The organism is Mesorhizobium sp. M1338, from assembly GCF_040318045.1.
Lineage (GTDB): Bacteria > Pseudomonadota > Alphaproteobacteria > Rhizobiales > Rhizobiaceae > Mesorhizobium.
Window position 1 is genome coordinate 1 of the sequence record NZ_JAMYLL010000004.1, and the last position, 21,940, is coordinate 21,940.

At 63.2% G+C, this 21,940-nt stretch carries 23 protein-coding genes; 13 read left to right on the top strand and 10 right to left on the bottom strand.

Annotated elements, in window-relative coordinates; translation table 11 throughout:
* A partial coding sequence (locus NKH19_RS05495; RefSeq protein ID WP_502910883.1) for a transposase family protein occupies window positions 1–270 on the bottom strand: 270 nt, incomplete at its 3' end.
* Window positions 271–474: 204 nt separating this feature from the next.
* Between NKH19_RS05495 and NKH19_RS05500 the strand changes: the two genes are divergently transcribed.
* Window positions 475–1,395: a glycine--tRNA ligase subunit alpha gene (locus tag NKH19_RS05500; protein ID WP_056581147.1), complete on the top strand. Its 921-nt coding sequence runs from the start codon at window positions 475–477 to the stop codon at window positions 1,393–1,395.
* Window positions 1,396–1,398: 3 nt separating this feature from the next.
* Here NKH19_RS05500 and NKH19_RS05505 read toward each other — a convergent pair whose 3' ends face one another.
* A complete protein-coding gene (locus NKH19_RS05505) occupies window positions 1,399–1,575 on the bottom strand; it encodes a hypothetical protein (protein ID WP_352950301.1) in 177 nt (58 codons plus the stop codon).
* Between the two features lie 348 nt (window positions 1,576–1,923).
* Between NKH19_RS05505 and NKH19_RS05510 the strand changes: the two genes are divergently transcribed.
* Together NKH19_RS05510 and NKH19_RS05515 are read left to right on the top strand one after the other, a co-directional pair.
* A complete protein-coding gene (locus NKH19_RS05510) occupies window positions 1,924–4,824 on the top strand; it encodes a glycine--tRNA ligase subunit beta (protein WP_352981893.1) in 2,901 nt (966 codons plus the stop codon).
* A 110-nt stretch (window positions 4,825–4,934) separates the two neighbouring features.
* Window positions 4,935–5,216: an ATPase gene (locus NKH19_RS05515; protein WP_352981894.1), complete on the top strand. Its 282-nt coding sequence runs from the start codon at window positions 4,935–4,937 to the stop codon at window positions 5,214–5,216.
* Window positions 5,217–5,323: 107 nt separating this feature from the next.
* Here NKH19_RS05515 and NKH19_RS05520 read toward each other — a convergent pair whose 3' ends face one another.
* Together NKH19_RS05520 and NKH19_RS05525 are read right to left on the bottom strand one after the other, a co-directional pair.
* Window positions 5,324–5,710: a hypothetical protein gene (locus NKH19_RS05520; RefSeq protein WP_352981895.1), complete on the bottom strand. Its 387-nt coding sequence runs from the start codon at window positions 5,708–5,710 to the stop codon at window positions 5,324–5,326.
* 177 nt (window positions 5,711–5,887) lie between these two features.
* Window positions 5,888–6,364 carry a hypothetical protein gene (locus NKH19_RS05525; RefSeq protein ID WP_352981896.1) on the bottom strand — a complete coding sequence of 159 codons (477 nt, stop codon included), beginning with the start codon at window positions 6,362–6,364 and terminating at the stop codon, window positions 5,888–5,890.
* Between the two features lie 195 nt (window positions 6,365–6,559).
* On the opposite strand from NKH19_RS05525, the gene NKH19_RS05530 reads away from it, so the two are divergent.
* The 3 genes from NKH19_RS05530 (at window position 6,560) to NKH19_RS05540 (ending at window position 9,725) form a co-directional block, all read left to right on the top strand.
* Window positions 6,560–7,534: an L-threonylcarbamoyladenylate synthase gene (locus tag NKH19_RS05530; RefSeq protein ID WP_352981897.1), complete on the top strand. Its 975-nt coding sequence runs from the start codon at window positions 6,560–6,562 to the stop codon at window positions 7,532–7,534.
* A gap of 8 nt (window positions 7,535–7,542) precedes the next feature.
* Window positions 7,543–8,973 (top strand): FAD-binding oxidoreductase, encoded by a 1,431-nt coding sequence (locus tag NKH19_RS05535; protein WP_352981898.1) that lies wholly within the window; start codon window positions 7,543–7,545, stop codon window positions 8,971–8,973.
* A gap of 185 nt (window positions 8,974–9,158) precedes the next feature.
* Window positions 9,159–9,725: a DUF6101 family protein gene (locus tag NKH19_RS05540; RefSeq protein WP_352981899.1), complete on the top strand. Its 567-nt coding sequence runs from the start codon at window positions 9,159–9,161 to the stop codon at window positions 9,723–9,725.
* Between the two features lie 97 nt (window positions 9,726–9,822).
* Here the strand turns inward: NKH19_RS05540 and ubiA are convergent, their stop codons facing one another.
* The gene (ubiA, locus tag NKH19_RS05545; RefSeq protein ID WP_352982061.1) at window positions 9,823–10,806 is read right to left on the bottom strand and encodes a 4-hydroxybenzoate octaprenyltransferase; all 984 of its coding nucleotides are present in this window, start codon (window positions 10,804–10,806) and stop codon (window positions 9,823–9,825) included.
* A gap of 68 nt (window positions 10,807–10,874) precedes the next feature.
* Window positions 10,875–11,786 carry a LysR family transcriptional regulator gene (locus NKH19_RS05550; protein WP_352981900.1) on the bottom strand — a complete coding sequence of 304 codons (912 nt, stop codon included), beginning with the start codon at window positions 11,784–11,786 and terminating at the stop codon, window positions 10,875–10,877.
* Between the two features lie 89 nt (window positions 11,787–11,875).
* Here NKH19_RS05550 and NKH19_RS05555 point away from each other — a divergent pair, with 89 nt between their 5' ends.
* Window positions 11,876–12,697 carry a phytanoyl-CoA dioxygenase family protein gene (locus NKH19_RS05555; protein WP_352981901.1) on the top strand — a complete coding sequence of 274 codons (822 nt, stop codon included), beginning with the start codon at window positions 11,876–11,878 and terminating at the stop codon, window positions 12,695–12,697.
* A gap of 154 nt (window positions 12,698–12,851) precedes the next feature.
* Window positions 12,852–14,129, top strand: a complete 1,278-nt coding sequence (gene purD, locus NKH19_RS05560) for a phosphoribosylamine--glycine ligase (protein ID WP_352981902.1) — start codon at window positions 12,852–12,854, stop codon at window positions 14,127–14,129.
* Window positions 14,130–14,154: 25 nt separating this feature from the next.
* Here purD and NKH19_RS05565 read toward each other — a convergent pair whose 3' ends face one another.
* From NKH19_RS05565 to NKH19_RS05575, 3 genes are all read right to left on the bottom strand, one after another.
* The gene (locus NKH19_RS05565; protein ID WP_352982062.1) at window positions 14,155–15,264 is read right to left on the bottom strand and encodes a glycoside hydrolase family 25 protein; all 1,110 of its coding nucleotides are present in this window, start codon (window positions 15,262–15,264) and stop codon (window positions 14,155–14,157) included.
* Between the two features lie 170 nt (window positions 15,265–15,434).
* The gene (locus NKH19_RS05570; protein WP_352981903.1) at window positions 15,435–15,722 is read right to left on the bottom strand and encodes a type II toxin -antitoxin system TacA 1-like antitoxin; all 288 of its coding nucleotides are present in this window, start codon (window positions 15,720–15,722) and stop codon (window positions 15,435–15,437) included.
* Entirely contained in the window at window positions 15,658–15,894 is a 237-nt protein-coding gene (locus tag NKH19_RS05575; RefSeq protein ID WP_352981904.1) for a hypothetical protein, read from the bottom strand. Before NKH19_RS05575 ends, NKH19_RS05570 begins: the two co-directional genes overlap by 65 nt.
* A gap of 215 nt (window positions 15,895–16,109) precedes the next feature.
* On the opposite strand from NKH19_RS05575, the gene NKH19_RS05580 reads away from it, so the two are divergent.
* The gene (locus NKH19_RS05580) at window positions 16,110–17,879 is read left to right on the top strand and encodes an acyl-CoA dehydrogenase family protein (RefSeq protein WP_352981905.1); all 1,770 of its coding nucleotides are present in this window, start codon (window positions 16,110–16,112) and stop codon (window positions 17,877–17,879) included.
* A 19-nt stretch (window positions 17,880–17,898) separates the two neighbouring features.
* Window positions 17,899–18,651, top strand: a complete 753-nt coding sequence (locus NKH19_RS05585) for a crotonase/enoyl-CoA hydratase family protein (protein WP_352981906.1) — start codon at window positions 17,899–17,901, stop codon at window positions 18,649–18,651.
* Between the two features lie 9 nt (window positions 18,652–18,660).
* On the opposite strand, the gene pdxH is transcribed toward NKH19_RS05585, so the two are convergent.
* On the bottom strand, window positions 18,661–19,278 hold the full coding sequence (gene pdxH / locus NKH19_RS05590) for a pyridoxamine 5'-phosphate oxidase (protein ID WP_352981907.1): 618 nt from the start codon (window positions 19,276–19,278) through the stop codon (window positions 18,661–18,663).
* Window positions 19,279–19,355: 77 nt separating this feature from the next.
* Between pdxH and NKH19_RS05595 the strand changes: the two genes are divergently transcribed.
* The 3 genes from NKH19_RS05595 to fabI all read left to right on the top strand — a co-directional run bounded on the left by NKH19_RS05595 (window position 19,356) and on the right by fabI (window position 21,933).
* Window positions 19,356–19,817 carry an RT0821/Lpp0805 family surface protein gene (locus NKH19_RS05595; RefSeq protein ID WP_352981908.1) on the top strand — a complete coding sequence of 154 codons (462 nt, stop codon included), beginning with the start codon at window positions 19,356–19,358 and terminating at the stop codon, window positions 19,815–19,817.
* A gap of 261 nt (window positions 19,818–20,078) precedes the next feature.
* Window positions 20,079–21,008 (top strand): DnaJ C-terminal domain-containing protein, encoded by a 930-nt coding sequence (locus NKH19_RS05600; RefSeq protein WP_352981909.1) that lies wholly within the window; start codon window positions 20,079–20,081, stop codon window positions 21,006–21,008.
* Window positions 21,009–21,114: 106 nt separating this feature from the next.
* A complete protein-coding gene (gene fabI / locus NKH19_RS05605) occupies window positions 21,115–21,933 on the top strand; it encodes an enoyl-ACP reductase FabI (RefSeq protein WP_128288839.1) in 819 nt (272 codons plus the stop codon).
* The last annotated feature ends 7 nt before the right edge of the window (window positions 21,934–21,940 follow it).

The following is a 21,940-nucleotide window of genomic DNA, read 5'->3' on the forward strand; positions in this document are numbered from 1 at the left end:
GTTCATCAGAATGGTCAGCCAGCGCCCGCCTGGCACGCCGTGGTGGTAGGGCATATAGCGGCGCAGGAAATCGAGATGCGCCTCCCCCCATTCGGCGATGCCGTCATAGTCGTCGCAGTCGCAGATCGTGCCGCAGACGACCACAAACAGCACTTCGGGCAGGGGATGTGCGACCCGCCACGGTTCGCGCGGGTCTTCGATTGCAGAAAGGTGCTCCAACAGCGCCTTCAGGCGTGGCTTCTCGAAACCTTCGAGTGCGGTAATGGTCATGGCAGGGCTCCGAATCATGGGAACCCAATGGAATCAGATCAGCCGCAACCCCAAAAGCGCGTTAACCCGAGTTCGTAGCCCTGGGCGGGCGGGCGCCTTGCTTGACGCTTCGCCGCCGTGTCTCTAGGACGTGCCTGCAAGCTAGCCTGTGCTGTCGAGGCCCCCGTGACGATTGAAATCCCGACGATTGAAATCCCCGCCCATATGCATCCCAGCCGCTCGTTCCAGGGGCTGATCCTGACCTTGCACAACTATTGGGCGGCCTATGGCTGCGTCATCTTGCAGCCCTACGATATGGAAGTCGGCGCCGGCACGTTTCATCCGGCAACGACACTGCGCGCGCTCGGGCCAAAGCGCTGGAACGCCGCCTATGTCCAGCCTTCGCGTCGTCCCAAGGATGGCCGCTATGGCGAGAACCCGAACCGGCTGCAGCATTATTACCAGTATCAGGTGATCCTGAAGCCGAACCCGCCCAATTTGCAGGAACTCTATCTAGGCTCGCTGGCGGCGATCGGCGTCGACCCGCTGCTGCACGACATCCGCTTCGTCGAGGACGATTGGGAAAGCCCGACGCTGGGCGCCTGGGGCCTCGGCTGGGAATGCTGGTGCGACGGCATGGAAGTCTCGCAGTTCACCTACTTCCAGCAGGTCTGCGGCATCGAATGCGCGCCGGTGGCCGGCGAATTGACCTACGGGCTGGAGCGGCTGGCCATGTATGTGCAGGGCGTCGACAATGTCTACGACCTCAACTTCAACGGCCGCGAAGGCGCCGACAAGGTCACCTATGGCGATGTCTTCCTGCAGGCCGAGCAGGAATATTCGCGCCACAATTTCGAATACGCCAACACCGCGATGCTGCTGCGCCATTTCGAGGACGCCGAGGCCGAGTGCAAGGCGCTGCTCGATGCCGGTGCGCCGGCGTCGAACGACAATCTGCCGATGCACCGCATGGTTTTCCCGGCCTACGACCAGTGCATCAAGGCCAGCCATGTCTTCAACCTGCTCGATGCGCGCGGCGTGATTTCGGTCACCGAACGGCAGAGCTACATCCTGCGGGTGCGCAATCTGGCCAAGGCCTGCGGCGAGGCATTTTTGAAGACGCAGGCGGGTGGCTTGGCGGCCTGAGTTTCAGGCACGCTTCATCATCTCGAGGGAAGCGTTGATTGGCGACAGGATCTGCCCGCTCGGGCCGGCCATTGTCCGCAATGCCTGCCGTACACCCGGCATCGAGAACGCGCCGTGAGCCTGCGCGGTGAAGCAGGCGCTGAGTGCGAGGATCTGCAGAAGTCTGGATGCCGTTTTCATGGTCGTTCAGCCAATGGTTCCCTGCCTGAGCGTGGGTCGCTTCAGCGCTGCATTAGGTTCATGGAAATCTTTGATCCAAGGACGGGTGCGATCGTCTCGTCCCGACAGGGACGGCCAAGATTTCTGAAAACGGGCGCAAATCGGCGATCGCCGCGCCATTCGCTTCTGGAACCATGAAATCAAAAACGAACTGGATTCCGTGCTCGATACGATCTATGCGGCGGTGGAAGAACGAAAATCACACCTCGGCGCGCGAGACGCCGAAGGCGCTTGAAACCGAGACGCCGCCACCCCACCCCGGCGCTGACGCGCCGACCCTCCCCATCGAGGGGAGGGTGAGGAGCTACTATGCCTGACCTGCTTCTAGAACTTCGCTCCGAGGAAATCCCCGCCCGCATGCAGCGCAAGGCGGCGGGTGACCTCAGGAAGATGCTGACCGACGGTCTGGTCGAGGCGGGGCTGACCTATGAGGCGGCACGCGAGTACTGGACGCCGCGGCGTCTGACGCTCGATATCAGGGGCCTGACCGCACGCTCGAAGGACATTCGCGACGAGATCAAGGGGCCTTCGACATCAGCGCCTGAACAGGCTGTGCAAGGTTTTCTGCGCAAGGCAGGGCTTGCTTCGATCGCCGAGGCGCATGTCCATTCCGACCCGAAGAAAGGCGACTTCTACGTCGCCCATATCTCGAAGCCGGGCAGGGCGGCCGAAGAGATCATCGCCGAGCTCGTGCCGGGCATCATCCGCAATTTTCCATGGCCGAAATCGATGCGTTGGGGCCCGGCCTCGGCCAAGCCCGGTTCGTTGCGCTGGGTACGCCCGCTGCAATCGATCCTGTGCACCTTCGGCCCGGAGACCGAGGAGCCAGTGGTGGTCGATTTCGAGATCGACGGCATCCGCTCCGGCAACATCACCTACGGCCACCGCTTCCATGCGCCCGATGCCATCACAGTGCGCCGCTTCGACGACTATGTTTGCAAGCTGGAAGCGGCGAAGGTCGTGCTCGATGCCGACCGCCGCAAGGAAATCATCCTTGCCGATGCCCGCAATCTTGCCTTCGCCAACGGGCTCGATCTGGTCGAGGACGACGGGCTGCTGGAGGAAGTGTCCGGACTGGTCGAATGGCCGGTCGTGCTGATGGGCGAGTTCGAGCAGGCTTTCCTCGCCATACCCGCCGAAGTGATCCGGCTGACCATCCGCGCCAACCAGAAGTGCTTTGTAACGACGCGCCTAATCTCCCCCCTCGAGGGGGAGATGTCGGCGAAGCCGACAGAGGGGGTCGGTACGATCGGACGCGACCTCCTACCTTGGACAGAGGATGCAGGCGCTTCACGCGCGGCGACCCCCTCTGGCCTGCCGGCCATCTCCCCCTCGAGGGGGGAGATTAGCCAGCTTTCCAACCGCTTCATCCTCACCGCCAACATCGAGGCGAAGGACGGCGGCAAGGAGATCGCCCACGGCAACGGCAAGGTGGTGCGCGCCCGCCTGTCCGATGCGCTGTATTTCTGGACGACCGACCAGGGCGATTTGCCGGATCTCGGCGAGCTCAAGGCATCGGCGGAAAAATTCGGGCTCGATCTGGCCAAGCCGCTCGACCAGCGCATGGCGCGCCTCGACCATCTCGGCGTCACTTTCCACGCCAAGCTCGGCACGCAGGGCGAGCGGGTAGAGCGGATCAAGCGACTGGCGGAAGAACTGGCGCCGATCGTGGCGCAGTCGATCTCCCCCCTCGAAGGGGAGATGGCCGGCAGGCCAGAGGGGGTCGCCGCGCATGAAGCGCCGGCATCCTCTGGCCGCGATGGGGCGTCGCGTCCAGTCGTGCCGACCCCCTCTGTCGCCTTCGGCGACATCTCCCCCTCGAGGGGGGAGATTGCCGAGCTTGCAAGTCGCGCCGCGGTTCTCGCCAAGGCCGATCTGACAACCGAAGTCGTCGGTGAGTTTCCGGAACTGCAAGGCGCGATGGGGCGCAAATACGCGCTGCTCCAAGGCGAGCATCCATCCGTGGCGGCAGCGATCGAGGAACACTACAAGCCGCAAGGCCCATCCGATTATGTGCCGACCGACCCCGTGTCGATTGCAGTGGCGCTTGCCGACAAGCTCGACACGCTGGTCGGCTTCTGGGCGATCGATGAAAAGCCGACAGGGTCGAAAGACCCGTATGCGTTGAGAAGAGCAGCGCTGGGCGTGGTGAGGATTTTGGTCGAGAATAAGATCAATTTGCGCCTAAGCGAATTTGCCCGGCACGCAGCGACCATTTTGCTAGCCCCGCTGGGGGGAATGTACCGTCAGGTCAGTGACGCAGTCCATTCCGAAGGCGTATCGGAGGCTAATATGCGAAAGCTTATTGAGAATCCGATTGTTTCGCTGGTTCTGAATTTCGATGGGAAATTCACAGTCGAAAATTGGCGTCATCCAGTCCATGGAGCCAGTGAATCGTCGCGCAGATACGATGATTTGTTTTTTTATGTGGTCCAAGAAAACAAGGCCGTTTTGGACGGTATGTTTCCAAATGAAAGTTCGCTGAAACAAAATTCGGAAATGCTGGCCAACAGCCGTGCAAATGTCTTGGGAAAGGCTGACAAGACCGACGACCTCCTATCCTTCTTCCACGACCGCCTGAAAGTCTACCTCCGCGATCAGGGCGCCCGGCACGACTTGATCGACGCGGTGCTGGCGGCAGGTTCGCGCCCAATCTCCCCCCTTGTGGGGGAGATGTCGGCGAAGCCGACAGAGGGGGGCGCTGTCCCGCCGACCTCTCAGCGCGAAGCGCGCCCCTCTGGTCTGCCGGCCATCTCCCCCACAAGGGGGGAGATTGGCCATTCGCCGAACGACGACCTCCTGCAGATCGTCCGTCGGGTCGAGGCGCTCGGCTCCTTCCTCGACACCGAGGATGGCAAGAACCTGTTAGCCGGCACCAAGCGTGCGGCCAACATCCTGGCCGCCGAGGAGAAGAAGAAAACGGCGGTCGCCGAAACCGTTGAGCCGGCGCTGTTGCGCGAGGATGCCGAGAAATCGCTGTTTGCAGCGGTGAATCAGGCTGAGAAGCAAGCCGGCGAAGCGATTCAAAACGATGACTTTTCCGCCGCGTTGCTGGCACTTAGCGTGTTGCGCGAGCCGGTTGATTCATTCTTTGAGCATGTTCTCGTGAATGATGAGGACCAGGCGGTGCGCGGCAACCGACTGGCCCTGCTCGCCCGCATCCGCGCGGCCACCGGTCAGGTCGCGGATTTCTCGAAGATTGCCGGTTAAGGCGAAGAAAATATTCTTTGCCACCGGCCGTTCGAGCCGGCTTACAGTCATATGACGATGATCTCTCCGTGGCAAAAGGGACATGTTCCCCAACCCCCACGGAGGCTTCCATGAATTCCGATCACGACATCGAAGTGACAGAAGAAACCACGGCTCCCGCCGAGGCGCTTGAATCCGCTTCCGAAACCATCCTCGATCATGCCGCGGCCGCCGCGGTCGAAGCCGCTGACCTGTCGGATGACGACGAAGACGGCGACGATGAAGAAGGCGAAGATGAGGACGAAGACGACGCCCAGGACAGCGTGAAGGCTGAAGGCGAGGACGAAAAGTCCGAAGAAGAAGCTGAAGACGGCGAGTCCGAAGAGGACGACGACAAGGAAGAAGCAGCCTGATTTTTTCAGCTGTCGATCCTATCGATGGCAGGGCGGCGCTGACGCGCCGCCTTTTTCGTCAGTCTTCCCCGATGCCGACTTGTCAGTCGTCCCGGGTGACGGCCCGGTCAGTTCTCGAGGATGCTGACGCGCACGCTGTTTTCGTAGACGTCGACCTGGATCAGCGGTTCGCCATTGACGATGGCACGCTTGGTCGAGGAACTCATGGCGCCGCTACGCTCCAGCATGCGTTGCAGATCGGCGCGCTGATCATTGGTCCTGAACCAGCGATCGCCCTCATCGTCGCTGTCGCGGCGGTGGAATTTGTGCCAGTTAGCGCGGTCCTGCCGCACCATTTGCGCGGCGTTGTCCAGTGCATAGCCGTCACTCGCTTGGTGGTCGCGGTCGGAAATGCGCGCGACATAAGATCCCAGCATGTCGTCGGCATGAGCCGCGCCACCAAGCAACGACGCCAGCAGAAGCCCGGCCGCGGTGACGATTCCAGATTTTCTCATGATCAACCCCCTTTACCCCTAACGATGAAATCCCGTCTGCCAGAGCCGCCTGACGAAATCTAGGCGATGGTATCCAGCGGCGATAAACCGGGACGGGATTTGCCCGGCAATGGTGCGCTGGGCGCCGGACCGCCGTCAAGTCACGCCATCAATGCCAGGCTGATCTTTGAGCCAAGGCTATTTGGTATAGCCGTTGGGAGGCAACCGCTGGCCTGCTGCCTGCGCTGGGGCGCTCGGCGGGGTGGACTGGTTCTCGGCGTTGCCCGAGGGGGCCGCGGAGGCGGTGGCTGTTGCCGGCGCCATGCCTGGCGCCGGCGCGGTGCCTGCCGCCGGCGCGACATCTGTCGCGGGTGCGGCGGTTGGCGCCGGTGCCGAGAAGGCGGGACCGGTAACGCCGCCGCGAATGACCATCGGGCTTGGCTGGAAGCCATGCCTGGTCTCTGGCTTGTCCGGGATCGCCGCCACCTTTTCATCGGTGACGCCGGGCTGGGCATTACCGACCGCCACCACCGACTTCGCATCGCTGGCCATAGGTGCGCCCAGCCTGATGACCGACGGTGTCGAGGACGACGCGCCCGGGAAAACGAGAGACGAGGCCTGGGCCCCGCCGGTTGCCGCCGCAAGAATTATACCCAGCAGGATACGCACAGACATGATGACCGCTCCCCTTTGCCCAGAAGCTGCACAATAGCGGACCGGAATTGATACCGGCTTTCGTGGAAGCATAGCATTTTAGGAATTGATAAATTGCCAATGCCCCAAACTTGTCCGACAACGCCTTGCCCTAACAGCCGACTTGCCCAACGGCCGCCATCGTACTACGCACCCCGCATCTGTGAGGTGACGAGAGTGGCTGAAATTCTTGCTGTCGGCGAGGCGATGGAGCAGGCGCTGGCGCTGCTCAGGGGTGGCGATGTCGTCGCCATCCCGACTGAGACCGTCTACGGGCTCGCCGGCGACGCCACCAACGGCATCGGCGTGGCGCGCATCTTCGAGGCCAAGGGGCGGCCGCGCTTCAACCCGCTGATCGCCCATGTCGCCGACATGGCTATGGCGGAGCGCCTCGCTTTGTTCGATCCGCTGTCGAAGAAACTGGCGCTGGCATTCTGGCCCGGGCCGCTGACGCTGGTGCTGCCGCAACGGTCCGGCAACGGCATCCATCCGCTGGTCACGGCCGGGCTCGATACGATCGCCTTGCGCATGCCGAGGGGCTTTGGCGGCGACCTGATCGCCAGGCTCGGCCGCCCGCTTGCCGCGCCCAGCGCCAATTCATCCGGCAGGATCAGCGCGACGACCGCGCAAGCGGTAGCGGCCGATCTCGGCGCGCGGATAAAGCTGGTGGTCGATGGCGGCGCGACGCCGGTCGGGCTGGAATCGACCATCGTCAAGGCCGAGGGGGACAGAATGCGGCTGCTGAGGCCCGGTGGCATTGCCGCCGGGGAGATCGAGGCGGCCATCGGCATGGAATTGTTGCGCGGCGGGGCCGCTGGCGTCGAGGCGCCCGGCATGCTTGCCTCGCACTATGCGCCGGTTGCTGCGATGCGGCTCAATGCCGGGACGGTCAGCGAAGGCGAAGCTCTGCTCGGCTTCGGCGGCCAACGGGCGGCAGGCTGGCGACACGCCGCCGCTTTCCTCAATTTATCCGAAACCGGAGACCTGCGCGAAGCGGCGAGCAACCTGTTCGCTTTTATGCAGGAGCTTGACCGCAGCGGCGCGCGGACCATCGCCGTCGAGCCGGTTCCCTTCGACGGCCTGGGCGAGGCGATCAACGACCGGCTTTCGCGTGCCGCCGCCCCTCGTGACAACACGCTGTCCACGACATAGTTTTCCGCATGACCGAAAATTCAGCCAAACTGGATCCCGCACTCATTGATCGCTTCGCGGCGATCGTCGGCGACAAATATGCGCTGCGTGGCGAGCAGGATATCGCGCCTTACCTCGTTGAGCGGCGCGGGCTCTGGCACGGCGTGACATCGCTGGTGCTGCGGCCGGGCAGCGTCGACGAGGTCAGCCGGATCATGCGGTTGGCGACCGAGACAGGCACGCCGGTCGTGCCGCAAAGCGGCAACACCGGGCTGGTCGGCGCCCAGGTACCGGACAGGTCCGGCCGCGAGATCATCCTGTCGCTTTCGCGGCTGAACCGCATCCGCGAGATCGATGTCCTGTCCAACACGGTGACGGTCGAGGCCGGCGTCATCCTGCAGACGCTGCAGGAGGCGGCGGAGGCCGCCGACCGGCTGTTTCCGCTGTCGCTGGCCGCGCAAGGCTCCTGCCAGATCGGCGGCAACCTGTCGTCCAACGCCGGCGGCACCGGCGTGCTTGCCTACGGCAATGCGCGCGAACTCTGCCTCGGTGTCGAGGTGGTGCTGCCTACCGGCGAGGTGTTCGACGATCTGCGCAAGCTGAAGAAGGACAACACCGGCTACGATCTGAAGAACCTGTTCGTTGGCGCCGAAGGCACGCTCGGCGTCATCACGGCCGCCGTGCTCAAGCTGTTTCCGAAGCCGAAGGGTCGGGAAGTCGCCTTCGTCGGCCTGTCGTCGCCCGAAGCCGCGCTCTCCCTGTTCAGCCTGGCGATCGATCGTGCCGGGGCAGCACTGACCGCCTTCGAACTGATCGGCAAGCGGCCATATGATTTCACGCTCGCGCATGCCCAAGGCGTGACGCGGCCGCTGATCGAGGAGTGGCCATGGTATGTGCTGATGCAGATCTCGTCCGGCCGTTCATCGGAAGATTCGAGAGCCTTGATCGAGGACGTGCTCTCGGCTGGCCTTGAACAGGAATTCGTTGGCGACGCCGTCATCGCTGCGAGTCTCGGGCAGGGGGATGCATTCTGGAATTTCCGAGAGGTACTGCCCGAGGCGCAGAAACCGGAGGGTGCCTCGATCAAGCACGACATTTCGGTGCCTATTGCATCGATCCCGCGCTTCATCGCAGAAGCAGCCGCCGCGGTGGCGTCGGTGAGCGCCGGGGCTCGCGTGGTCTGCTTCGGCCATATGGGTGACGGCAATCTCCACTATAACATCTCACGGCCTGTCGACGGTGACGACGAGGCATTTCTTGCCCTCTATCATCCCATGAACAAGGCGGTGCACGACGTCGTGCGCAGCCTGCACGGTTCGATCTCGGCCGAGCACGGCATCGGCCAGTTGAAGCGCGACGAGCTGATCGCCACCGCGCCACCGATAGCGATCGATCTGATGCGCCGGGTGAAGGCCGCCTTCGACCCGGCCGGCATCATGAATCCCGGTAAGGTTATCTGATCCTTTCAACGTCTTGTGGCTGGTGGCATTCCGATAACCATCCCTGAGATCAGCAAAATTTAACCGACTTTCTTAAGCGGGGCGGTAAGGAGCCCGCGCTACTGTCTCCATACAAACGAGGCTGGAAAAACCGGCCCGGAGAGAACCGGACACCGGCTCTCAGGAGACAGACAGGAAGGCAATCTATGAACACCGGACTGAAGCCAGTCTGGGCGGGACGCAACATGCGTCTCGACCCATTTCGCCTGCCGCAAGTGGTGAGCTACGCGACCCGCGACGACTACGGCGACGTGACCTTCACCATCGACCAGCGTGGCGCCGTGATCCGCCGCGTGCTCGAGATGAGCGGCCTGCCCGCGATCGTCGTGCTGCCCGCCAATGCGTTCCGCGGCGTTGCCGCCCGCGCCATGGAGGACCCGGACGGCAATGTCACTGTGACCTTGGAACTCTTGCACAACGATCCGATGCTGTCGGTGCCGCTGCTGGTTGCCGACGATCTCGACGATGTCGCCGCCGACTGGCGCGCCTGGGCCGACGCTTATCGTCTGCCTATGCTGCTGATCGAGTCGGACGGCGTTGCCCGTACCCTGGAAGAATCGCTTGGCGCCGCCATCAAGACGCTGCCGCCGCAGGATCGCCGCAAGGGGCGCGTTTCCCACACGCGCCGCCCGCGCTTCCTCGCCCGCCGCAGGGCTGGCGCCCTCGGTCTCAGGCTGGTCATCGACGGCCAGGAAATCATTTCGCGGGAGTGAGAAGCGGTCCGCGACAGCGGACGAAAAAGCCAATTGCTTGGCTTTTCGAGCTTCGAACGCCCTGAGCCTGCGAAGGGCCTGGGCGAGGGACCTAGCGCTAAACCAGCGGCTTCACCGCCACCCACACAGCGCCGCCGATCAGGCCGAGGAAGATCAGCCAGCCGACTTGGTTGTTCGACCTGAACAGCCGCAGGCATTGGTCCGGATTGTCGATATCCAGAACCGCGATCTGCCGGGCCATATGGGCGCCGGCGGCGATCAGTCCGGCCAGCGCCACCACCGGCGCCTGCGCCGAGGCGAAGGCGATGGCAAAGCAGATCAGCGCGCCGCCATAGAGCCCTGCCAGCCACGATCTGGTGTTGTCGCCGAACAGGCGTGCCGTCGAGCGCACGCCGACGATGGCGTCATCTTCCTTGTCCTGATGCGCGTAGATCGTGTCGTAGCCGATCACCCATAGGATCGAGCCGATATAGAGCATGATTGCGGGTCCATCGAGATCGCCGAACTCGACCGCCCATCCCATCAGCGCGCCCCAGGAGAAGGCAAGGCCAAGCACAAGTTGCGGCCAGTTGGTTATCCGCTTCATGAACGGATAGATGGCTATGACAACCAGCGAGCAGATACCGAGCAGGATGGCGAAGCTGTTGAACTGTATGAGCACCGCGAGGCCGACCAGCGCCTGCAGGGCAACAAACAGCCATGCCCGCCGGCGCGTCGCCTTGCCCGACGGCAGCGGCCGCGAGCGCGTGCGCTCGACTTGGTTGTCGATGTCCTGATCGACGAGGTCGTTGTAGGTGCAGCCGGCGCCGCGCATGGCGACGGCGCCGGCCAGGAACAGCACGAGATACCATGGCGCCGGCAGCAACGAGAGCAGCGGGTCGCCGGGACGCGGATAGGCGCTCGCCGCGAGTGCCGCCGACCACCAGCACGGCCACAGCAGCAACTGCCAGCCGATCGGCCTGTCCCACCGGGCAAGCTGCGCATAGGGCCATATCGAGCGCGGCAGCACGCGGTAAACCCAATGGCCGTTCGGCGCATCGGCGACACGGCCCTGCGCCGTTTTCGACTGGATAGTTTCCATGTCCATGGAGTGGCAGCAGCGGCGGAAACCGTCAAGCGGCAAGCGTGGGAGTGGCGTCCGTCGCCCTTTCACGAAGCAAAGATGTCGCGGGTGGCGAACCAACCCTTGGCTATTTCGATGAAGGACAGCGCCGCATTCGACACACGCTGATGCGTGTCATAGGTGAGCAGGATCCGCTGCATCGGCAGCGGATCGGACAGCGGCTTGCAGATCAGCGGCAGCCCGTCATAGCTGCGGTCGCCGTGCGGACGGGTATAGCTGACCGCGACGCCGAAGCCGTTGGCGACCATGCTGCGCTGCAGTTCGAACGAGCTTGTCGTCGTATCGGCCACCGGCGAAAGGCCGCGGCTGCGGAACAGGTCGAGCATGTGCTGCCAGCTGTGCGGCTGGTCCGTGGTGATCAGCGGATAGGCGGCAAGATCCGCAAGGCTGACCGACGGGCGATCCGCCAGGGCATGGCCCGCCGGCAACAGTGCATGCGGGTGAAGTTCGCGCAGCAGGATGCGGGCGAAATGCGTCGGCAGGCCGAGATCATAGGTGAGGCCGAGATCGATGGCCGCATCGCCGAGCCGTCTTCCCAGCGTCTCGAAGGTCTCGTCGCGAACGACCACCTTGACGGCTGGATAGCGTTCGGAGAAGGCGCGGATCAGGGCCGGCGCGAAGAAAGGTGCCAAGTCCTCGAAGCATCCCAGCACCAGCTCACCGCTGACAGCTGATTTGCTTGAACCCAGGCCGATGAGTTCGTCCGTTTCGGTGAGAACCTGTCTTGCCTTGGCCACGACGGCGCGACCGAACGATGTCGGTGACACGCCGCTTCCGCGTTGGCGGACGAACAGCTTCTGGCCGAAATTCTTTTCGACCGCGTCGATGGCCACCGAAATCGACGGCTGCGAGACGTTCAGCACCTTTGCCGCACCGGTGACACTGCCGTAACGCGCCACGGCGACAAGGTAGCGCAACTGCGTAAGGGTCATGTTCATAGGCATACTCTATGTGCTGAATGGAAAGTTATTATTTTACTGAATGAAGGTTGGTTGCGATAGTCGGTTCATTCCAAGAGGAGAACACCATGGCTTTCGCAATCGACACCCAGACGATCGATGCCCAGACAATCGACGCTAAGACGATTGCCGACTATCAGCGTGACGGCGCCGTCTGCATCCGTGGCGCCTTCAAGGGCTGGGTCGACGCGATTGCCGCCGGCATCGAGCGCAACATGCGGAACCGCAGCGCCGCCGCATCCGACATCGCCAACGGCCGCGGCAGTTTCTTCGACGACTACTGCAACTGGGAGCGCATTCCCGAATTCGCCGAGGTGGTGCGGAAATCACCGGCCGCCGAACTGGCGGCAGCGGTCATGCGGTCACGCACCGCGCAGTTCTTCCACGACCACGTGCTGGTCAAGGAGCCCGGCACGCAGAAGCCGACGCCCTGGCATCAGGACATTCCGTACTACTTTGTCGATGGCCGCCAGACGGTAAGCTTCTGGATTCCCATCGATCCGGTGAAGGAGGCGACGCTGCGGCTGATCGCCGGTTCGCACAAATGGGACAAGATGATCCTGCCGGTTCGCTGGCTCGACGACAGCAATTTTTATGCCGGCGAGGGTGACTATCTGCCGGTGCCCGATCCCGACAATGATCCGTCCCTGAAGATTCTCGAATGGGAAATGGAGCCGGGCGACGCCATCCTGTTCGACTTCAGGACCGCGCACGGCGCGCGCGGCAATCTGACCGCGGCACGGCGTCGGGCGCTGTCGCTGCGCTGGGTCGGTGACGATGCGCGCTACGTCGAACGGCCGGGGCGCACCTCGCCGCCCTATCATGGCCATGGCATGCAGCCGGGACAGAGATTGCGTGAAGATTGGTTTCCGGTCGTCTACCAGGGTTGAGTTCGAGCCAGAATATGGGCGCCGTGTTCGGCGCCCATATTCGGCTGGGGATAACGTTCCCGTGCGCAATTCCGATCAAAGCATCCTGATGCCTTGACCCGTCGTCCAGAGAGCAATAGCGGGTGCTTTAAGATATCGGCATCAAGAGGTGGCCATGAACGTTCTTCTTCTCGGCTCCGGCGGCCGCGAACATGCGCTCGCCTGGAAGATCGCCGCATCGCCGCTGCTGACCAAGCTCTATGCCGCTCCCGGCAATCCGGGCATTGGCGGCGAGGCCGAACTGGTGAAACTGGATATAGCCGACCATGCCGCTGTAGCCGCGTTCTGCCGGGAGAAAGAAATCGACCTCGTCGTGGTTGGTCCGGAAGGGCCGCTGGTCGCCGGCATTGCCGATGATCTGAGCGCGCAAGGCATTCGTGTCTTCGGGTCATCCAAGGCCGCCGCACGGCTGGAAGGCTCGAAAGGTTTCACCAAGGACCTCTGTGCCCGATACAACATCCCGACCGCTGCCTATGGCCGCTTCGGCGATCTCGCCTCCGCGAAGGCCTATGTCGAAAAGATGGGTGCGCCGATCGTCATCAAGGCTGATGGATTAGCCGCCGGTAAGGGCGTCACCGTCGCCATGACGCTGGATGAGGCGCGGGCCGCACTCGATGCCTGTTTCGACGGTTCCTTCGGTGCCGCTGGCGCGGAGGTGGTGGTCGAGGAGTTCATGACCGGCGAGGAGGCGAGCTTCTTCTGCCTCTGCGACGGTAAGACTGCGCTGCCCTTCGGCACCGCGCAGGATCACAAGCGCGTTGGCGATGGCGACACCGGCCCCAACACCGGCGGCATGGGCGCGTATTCGCCTGCGCCGGTGATGACGCCGGAACTGGTCGAGCGCACCATGCGCGAGATCATCGAGCCAACCATGCGCGGCATGGCTGAACTTGGTGCGCCCTTCGCCGGCGTGCTGTTCGCCGGGCTGATGATTTCAGACAAGGGGCCGAAGCTGATCGAATACAACACCCGTTTCGGCGATCCGGAATGCCAGGTGCTGATGATGCGGCTGAAGGACGATCTGCTGGTCCTGCTCAATGCGGCAACCGACGGCCAGCTTGCGCATACTTCGGTGCGTTGGCGCGACGAGGCCGCGCTCACCGTGGTGATGGCGGCCAGGGGCTATCCGGGCACGCCGGAAAAGGGATCGGTCATCCGCGGCGTCGACGACGCGGCGAGCGACGGCGTTCAGATATTTCACGCCGGCACCGCCATCAACGGCGGCGCGCTGGTTGCCAATGGCGGCCGCGTCCTCAATGTCACGGCGACAGGAAGCACGGTCGGCGAGGCGCAGAGACGAGCCTATGCCGCGCTAGACCGCATCGACTGGCCAGATGGCTTCTGCCGCCGCGACATCGGCTGGCAGGCCGTGGCGCGCGAACAGGCAAACTGAAGATCTCTATTGGAGAGACGGCAGTCTACCGCTGGCGGCGATCGATCTCGGTCGAAGCGGTGCTGAGCGGATCGGCGACGGCAAAGGTGGCATCGAGTTGGGCCGGGGAACGCTGTTCGGTCCGCTTCCAGGCGACATACTGGACAATGCCGAAGCCCGGCCGTCGCGGCACCGTCTTCACGACAGGCATGCGGAAACCGTCGCGAAATTTCGTCCAGCGCGTGCCCAGCGCTGCCACCATCTCCTCGAAGGTCGGTGGTGCTGCTACCGACGCATAGGTGATGGTGACGTTGCCTGCGAGGCCGGCTTCGCGTGAGATCGGCACGGGTATCGAGGCGAGATAGTCGGGCGGCACGTCGATGAGCCCACCGAACGGCCATTGCGCACGCAGTGTGGCGGCATCCGTCGGCGCGACATTGACGTCGATGTCCTTGGGCGTGCCGGCGACCCTGTAAGGGCAGCGGAATCTGCCGCAATTGGCTTGCGCCGAAAACTGCCACAGCGCGTAGCCCTGCCAGTTGCCCATCGGAAAATGCTCGTCGATGTCGTTGATGTAGCGGGCATACCAGAGCGGCAACCGCGACAGGAGCCTGTATCTGTAGCTGTTGTCGGCAATATACCGGGCCGTCTTGCCGTTGGTATAGATGACCGGGAAGCGGCCGATGCGCCGATGCACCTGGCGCACGAATTCCTCGGCATCGTCGAGCGACATCCATTGCGAAGGATCATTGCCCTCGATGTCGAGAGCCATGAGATCGTCCGGCGCGGGTTCGGCGAAATCGAGGAAATTATTGGCCTGCTCGACCGGATTGCCGGGGCGGGCGAGATGATAGGCGCCCCATTTCAGGCCAAGCGCCTTGGCCACGACCCTGCGCGTCTGGAACAACTCGCGCGTCACCGCGTGGCGTTTCCACAGTGCCTTGCACAGTTTCACCTCCGTGTCGTCGCCCAAACAGAAATAGGGCGGCGGCATGCCGTCGGACGCCTTGTTGATGAAGCCGACCACCCGCTTGTCGGTGGCGAGTTGGGCCCAGTCGATGGAATTGTATTCGTAGGCGTCGACGACCAGGGCGCGATCAGCGTTCTTCCAGGGCTCGGAAAAATCCGAGGCCTTTGCCGCCATCGACAGCGCCATCGTCGCCGCGAAAGCGAGAAGCGCTGTGCGGCGAAGGAGGCGCGCCGTCCTTTTCAAACAGGGGATCCCCGTTGATCAAAGGCAAATCCTGGACCGCTATGGTTAAGGAAGTGCTTCGGCCGGGGAGCTACGGTCGAACGGCCTTTGACGGAGCGACAGTCAGGACAAGACTACTTGGTTTCAACGACAAGTCGTTTATGGGCGTCAGCAGCTTTGCGTAGCGCTTCATTCGGTTCCGGCGGGTTCAAAATCGTTTCCACCAACGCCATCTGATCCTCGATCGAAAGGTGGATGATGTCGGCCTCTTCATTGAAGGGCTGAGCTGCCTCCTGGTCTGCTTCGAGGCGGGTACCGGTCTGTTTGTTTGGCATCGTGATCACCTTGATCCGGTCGTCATCGCCGGACAAGCGGCTGAACCTCAAACGGATCAGGCGCTGGCTCTTGCCGTAACGTGCCATCGGCCGTGCGTTTGCGGTGGTAGGCCAGCGAGCATCGCGGCGAACACAATATGCCGCGATCCGACCAGTAGGCGGCGGCGTTCTCGATCTTGCCCTGATAATACCAGAATCCCTCCGACCGGTAGGGCAGGCCGCATTCGCTGCAGCGATAGGCGTCGGGTCTGGCAAGCATAGGGATGGTTTCCGGTCGGCTGGTCTGGTCTGTCGCCGGTCGATTTGATGCGGCGTCGGCCGAATTTAATACAGGCCGACGCGATTGCAAAATCAGCGTGACAAAATTTGACGTTTACGTAAAAGAAGATGGGAGACCGCCCAAAGGGCGGGCGGTTTTGCAGCGGCACCGGCTCCAGGGTTGACCGGGCCGATGTATCGGGAGGAGGAAGCGGCATGTATCGAGCACCGGTCGAGGATATCGCTTTCACGCTCAAGCACGTGGCCGGCATGAAGTCGGCGCTTGATGCGGGCAGGTTCGGCGATCTCGGCGAGGATATGGTCGATGCCGTCCTTGCCGAGGCTGGCCGTTTCGCCACCGAGGAGGTGGCACCGCTCTACAAGATCGGCGACGAACAAGGTACGGTGCTGAAGGGTGGTGCCGTCACCACGCCGCCCGGCTGGAAGGAGCTCTATCGCCGCTGGATCGACGGCGGCTGGAACGCGCTCTCCGGGCCTGAAGCCTATGGCGGTCAGGCGCTGCCCACCATGCTTGGCGTGGCGGCGCTCGAAATGTGGAACTCCGCCGCCATGGCCTTCGGCATCGGTCCGACGCTGACCATGGGCGCGGTCGAAGCGCTCGACAAACACGCCTCCGAAGACCTCAAGGCAAAATATCTCGAAAAGCTCGTGTCCGGCGAATGGATGGGCACGATGAACCTGACCGAGCCGCAAGCCGGCTCCGACCTCGCCGCCTTGCGTGCCCGCGCCGAGCCGGCCGATGACGGCAGCTACCGTATCTTCGGCCAAAAAATCTTCATCACCTATGGCGAGCACGATTTCACCGACAACATCATCCACCTTGTGCTGGCGCGGCTGCCCGATGCGCCGGCCGCCACGCGCGGCATCTCGCTGTTCTTGGTGCCGAAATTCCTGGTCGGCGACGATGGCTCGCTCGGCGCGCGCAATGACGTCTTCTGTTCCGGCCTCGAGCACAAGCTCGGCATCCATGCCTCGCCGACCTGCACCATGATCTATGGTGACGGCTTCCAGGGCGCCAAGCCGGGTGCCGTCGGATGGCTGATCGGCGAGGAGAACAAGGGCCTCGCCTGCATGTTCACCATGATGAACAATGCGCGGCTTTGTGTCGGCATGCAGGGGGTCGCGGTCGCCGAGGCCGCAACGCAGAAGGCAATTGCCTACGCCAACGACCGCCGGCAAGGCAAAGCGGCAAGCTACGCTGGTGCCGGCATGGCGCCCATCGTCCATCACCCCGACGTGCAGCGCAATCTCCTGACCATGAAGGCGCTGACGCAGATCGCGCGGGCGATCAGCTATTCCTGTGCCCACGCCATCGACCTGGCCCGCGTCTCTGACGGCGACGAGGCGGCGCACTGGCGCGACCGTGCCAATCTGCTGACGCCGCTGGCCAAGGCTTTCTCGACCGATGTCGGCGTCGAGGTTGCGTCGCTCGGCGTCCAGGTGCATGGCGGCATGGGCTTCATCGAGGAGACGGGCGCGGCCGCCTTCTACCGCGATGCGCGCATCGCGCCGATCTATGAGGGCACCAACGGCATCCAGGCGATCGATCTGGTCATGCGCAAGCTGCCGCTCGGCGGCGGCGACCATGTGCATGGTTATATCGATGAACTGGCAGCGGTGGCAGGAGCGGTGCGAACCTCGAACCTGCAGGGTTTCGGCCGCACCGCCGATGCTCTCGACGCAGCATTTGCCGATCTGACGCAAGCGACTCGTTTCCTGCAAAAACTGGCGGCCGACGGCCGCTCGGACGAGGCGCTGGCGGGTGCTACGCCCTATCTCAGGCTGATCTCGCTGGCCGCCGGCGGCGCCTATCTGGCGCGGGGCGCTCTTGCCGATCAAAGCCGTATTCCCCTTTGCCGTTTCTTCGCCGAAAACCTGCTCGGCGAGGTCAGTGCCTTGAAGGAGCGCGTCGTCGATGGCGCCGAGAGCCTCGCTGTAGCCGGCAAGACGCTCATTTCTGCCTGACGTTCACAAGGAAAAGACCGTGACAGACCATATCCTCGTCGAGCGCCAAGGCGCCATCCAGATCATCCGCATGAACCGGCCGGACAAGAAGAACGCGCTGACGCGCGCCATGTATGCCAAAATGTCAAACACCCTGGCCGAGGGCGACGCCGATCCAGCGATCCACGTCCATGTGTTCCTCGGCGTGCCCGGCGCCTTCTCCTCCGGCAACGATCTCGCCGATTTCATGGTCGTCGCCACCGGCGGCGATGGCGGCACCGAGGTCTGGGACTTCCTGATGGCGCTTGCCAGGGTGGAAAAGCCCATCGTCTCCGGCGTCGACGGCATCGCGGTCGGCATCGGCACGACGCTCAACCTGCATTGCGACCTGACCTTCGCCACGCCGCGCACCGTTTTCAGGACGCCTTTCGTCGATCTCGGCCTGGTGCCGGAGGCGGGATCGAGCCTTTTGGCGCCGCGGATATTGGGACAGCAAGGCGCGTTTGCGCTGCTCGGCCTCGGCGAAGGCCTTTCGGCCGAACGGGCGAAGGCCGCCGGCTTGATCTACGAGGTGGTCGAGGAAGCAGCACTTGAAGCTGCGGTGCTGGCGGCGGCCGGCCAGATCGCGGCCAAACCGCCGCAGGCGCTGAAGATCGCGCGCGACCTGATGCGCGGCCCGCGCGACGATCTCCTCGCCCGCATCGGCGAGGAAAGCGAGCATTTTCGCGAGCGGCTGAAATCGGATGAGGCGCGCGCGGCGCTCACGGCGTTCATGACGAGAAAGAAGGCCTGAGCCTCTCTTTCACGGGTAAAGCCGCGTCTTGTCCCAGCCGCCTCTCGCATCGCGGGAAAAGACCACGCGGTCGTGCAGCCGGAACGGCCTGTCGTGCCAGAATTCGATCGTCCGCGGGACGATGCGAAAGCCCGACCAGTACTTTGGCCTAGGGATCTCGCCGATCGCATGGCGCGCTGTGTATTCGGCCACCGCCTTCTCCAGGGCGAAACGGCTTTCCAGCGGTCGCGACTGTTTCGAGGCCCAGGCGCCGATGCGGCTGCCGCGAGGCCGCGTTGCGTAATAGGCATCGGCCTCGGCGTCGCTGACGATCTCGACCGGTCCACGAATGCGCACCTGTCGGCGCAGCGATTTCCAATGGAAGCACATCGCCGCCTTCATGCTGCCAAGAATTTCCTGGCCCTTGGCGCTCTCGAAATTCGTATAGAAGACAAACCCGCTTTCATCGAACCCCTTGAGCAGTACCATGCGCACGTTCGGCATGCCGTCGGCGTCGACGGTCGCCAGCGCCACGCCGTTGGGATCGTTCATTTCGCTCTTCGTGGCGTCCTCCAGCCATGCGGCAAAGAGGCGAAACGGCTCCGCGGCCTCGGTAAAGTCACCGCTTGTTAACTCTGTGTCACTCATAGTTTTTCTCAATTTGTCACGAAGCCCAGAATTTTTTACGAAGCCCAGATTTTCAAGAAGCAGGGGGAGGTTGCCGATTGTCGCGTATCGCGCAAGCTTTTGACAGCAGGCAATGGCGCGTTATCGCTTCGGCCAGCACGAAAGTCGCGATCGTGGCGGTCGCCTTGCCGCTTGCCGCCTGTGGCGCCGGTGGCTTCAGCCTGGAAAAGGCCGAAGTCGACCGCTCGATCCTGACCAGCAGCACATCGGCCTCGGCCGCGCCGGCCAATTTGGATCGCGACTCCGACCAGACGACGATCGGCAACGCGGTGTCCTCGGCCGACATCGAGCAGCTCGGCGGGCAGGCCGTGCCGTGGGCCAATGCCGGTACCGGGTCACGCGGTTCCATCACCGGGCTGGCCGAATTGAAGGACAACGGCCAGACATGCCGCCGTTTCAGGGTCTCGCGCGAAAGCTTTGACGGCGTCGCCATGTTCGAGGGCGAACTGTGCCTCGCCAGCGCCGGCGGCTGGCGCATGCAGGACTTCAAGGCGCTCTGAGCTTGATCCGAAAGTCGATCGGGTCGGCTCGGTGGGTCTTTTCGCCGGCCGCCGTGTCGCCAATCTTGCCGATATCCCGATATCGGCTGCGATCGGCTCCTTCCGGATCGACAGAAATCACTCGCCAGTCCTCAACCGCCGACTTTCGGATCAAGCTCTGATTTTCCGCTTTTGATATGCTGCTCCAGCACTGGAATTTCTTCCTATGCGAGCGCATATAGGGGGCAACCAGAGACTCAACTCTTCTCCAGGGCAGTAAGCATGCGCGACCCCTATGAGGTGCTGGGCGTTGCCAAGAACGCATCGGCCAAGGACATAAAATCGGCGTATCGGAAACTCGCCAAGAAGCATCATCCGGATCAGAATCCGAATGATCCCAAGGCGAAGGACCGTTTTGCCGCGGCCAACCAAGCCTACGAGATCGTCGGCGACGAGAAGAATCGCGCCGCTTTCGATCGCGGCGAGATCGACGCCGACGGCAAGCCGCGATTCCAGGGCTTCGAGGGCGCCGCCGGTGGCGGCGATCCCTTCGGCGGATTTCGCCGGCAGCAAGGTCCGGGCGGTTCGCGATTCGAATTCCGCTCCGGCCGCCCGGGCGGCGATCCGTTCGACGGCAACAGCGACATCTTCAGCCAGATATTCGGTGATGCCTTTTCGGGCGCGCGCGGTGCCGGCATGGGCGATCGCCGTCAGCCGGCGACTGCTGCCGACCTGAATGTGACGCTCGACGTGACCATCGAGGAAGCGGCGACCGCCGAAAAGGTGACGGCGATGTTCCCTGACGGCCGCAAGGTGGCGGTGAAGCTGCCGGTCTATGTCGAGGACGGCCAGACCATCCGTCTGAAGGGGCAGGGCGAGCAAGGGCCCGGCCTGCCGGGCGACGCGCTGGTCAAGATCCATCTGCGCCGCCACCCGCGCTACCGCATCGAGGGCCGCGACCTGCACGCCGATCTGCCGGTGGCACTGGCGGATGCGGTGCTCGGCGCCAAGGTGCCAGTCGATACACCGACCGGCCGGCTCGCGGTCAACATCCCTGCTTGGTCGAGCTCCGACAAGGTCCTGCGGCTGAAGGGCAGGGGCCTGCCGGAAAAGGCCGGCGGCCACGGCGATCTCTACGCCCATGTGCGGATCATGCTGCCGGAGGGCGGCGATAGCGCGCTCGAAACGCTGTTGCGCGGCCAAAAAGGCTGATCGACGGCTTTTGTCCCCTGAACTGTCCGGTTTGAGCGCTTGAAGGGGCTCTGTGCCTGTGCGATAGGGCACTCCACAAAGCAGAAACCTTGCGGAGAGCGCTCACATGGCGGGTGGACAGGGCCTAATGGCCGGCAAGCGCGGCCTTATTCTTGGCGTCGCCAACAACAGATCGATCGCCTATGGCATCGCCAAGTCGTGCGTCGATCATGGCGCCGAGATCGCGCTGACCTATCAGGGCGAGGCGTTCAAGAAGCGTGTCGAGCCGCTGGCGGCGGAACTGGGCGCTTTTGTCGCCGGCCATTGCGACGTCACCGATCCGGCGAGCCTCGACGAAGTTTTCGCCAATGTCGCCAGGCATTGGGGCAAGCTTGATTTCCTCGTCCACGCCATTGCCTTCTCCGACAAGGACGAGCTGACCGGCCGCTATGTCGAGACGACGCGCGACAATTTCCTGCGCACCATGGACATTTCGGTCTACTCCTTCACCACCATTGCCAAGCGCGCCGAAGCGCTGATGACCAATGGCGGGTCGCTGCTGACGCTGACCTACTACGGCGCCGAAAAGGTAATGCCGCATTACAACGTCATGGGCGTTGCCAAGGCGGCGCTCGAGGCCAGCGTGCGCTACCTGGCCGTCGACCTGGGCGCCAAGAAGATCCGCGTCAACGCCATCTCGGCTGGACCGATCAAGACGCTGGCCGCTTCCGGCATCGGCGATTTCCGCTACATCCTGAAGTGGAACGAGTACAATTCGCCGCTGAAGCAAACGGTGACGCAGGAGGAAGTCGGCGATTCAGGCGTCTATTTCCTGTCCGATCTGTCGCGCGGCGTCACCGGTGAAGTGCATCACGTCGATTCGGGCTACCACGTCGTCGGCATGAAGGCGGTCGACGCGCCTGATATTTCGACGGTCAAGGACTAACACCCAC